The sequence below is a fragment of the Streptococcus sp. SCPM-O-B-15304 (M98) genome, assembly GCF_058200215.1.
In genome coordinates, this window is the sequence record NZ_JBYQGQ010000030.1 from 1 (window position 1) to 904 (window position 904).

At 50.4% G+C, this 904-nt stretch carries 1 protein-coding gene; it reads left to right on the forward strand.

Annotation, left to right across the window (positions count from 1 at the left end; all coding sequences use genetic code 11):
• Positions 1-904 (forward strand): hypothetical protein (locus tag AC3E7H_RS09855; RefSeq protein ID WP_490676501.1); only part of this gene is annotated, 904 nt, incomplete at both ends.

Below are 904 nucleotides of genomic sequence, written 5' to 3' on the forward strand. Positions count from 1 at the left end.
CGTGCTTGCTGATGTGCTTGCACTTGCTGAAGCTGATGTGCTTGCTGATGTGCTTGCACTTGTTGAAGCTGACGTACTTGCTGATGTGCTTGCACTTGTTGAAGCTGACGTGCTTGCTGATGTGCTTGCACTTGTTGAAGCTGACGTGCTTGCTGATGTGCTTGCACTTGTTGAAGCTGACGTGCTTGCTGATGTGCTTGCGCTTGTTGACGCTGACGTGCTTGCTGATGTGCTTGCACTTGCTGAAGCTGATGTGCTTGCTGATGTGCTTGCACTTGTTGAAGCTGACGTACTTGCTGATGTGCTTGCACTTGTTGAAGCTGACGTGCTTGCACTTGTTGAAGCTGACGTGCTTGCTGATGTGCTTGCGCTTGTTGAAGCTGATGTGCTTGCGCTTGTTGACGCTGACGTGCTTGCTGATGTGCTTGCGCTTGTTGAAGCTGACGTACTTGCTGATGTGCTTGCACTTGTTGAAGCTGACGTGCTTGCTGATGTGCTTGCGCTTGTTGAAGCCGACGTGCTTGCTGATGTACTTGCGCTTGTTGAAGCTGACGTACTTGCTGATGTGCTTGCACTTGTTGAAGCTGATGTGCTTGCTGATGTGCTTGCACTTGTTGAAGCTGACGTGCTTGCTGATGTGCTTGCACTTGTTGAAGCTGATGTGCTAGCTGAAGCCGATGTTGATTCAGAAGCTGATGTGCTTGCTGATGTGCTTGCACTTGTTGAAGCTGACGTGCTTGCTGATGTGCTTGCGCTTGTTGAAGCTGATGTGCTTGCGCTTGTTGACGCTGACGTGCTTGCTGATGTGCTTGCACTTGTTGAAGCTGACGTGCTTGCACTTGTTGAAGCTGACGTACTTGCTGATGTGCTTGCGCTTGTTGACGCTGACGTGCTTGCTGATGTG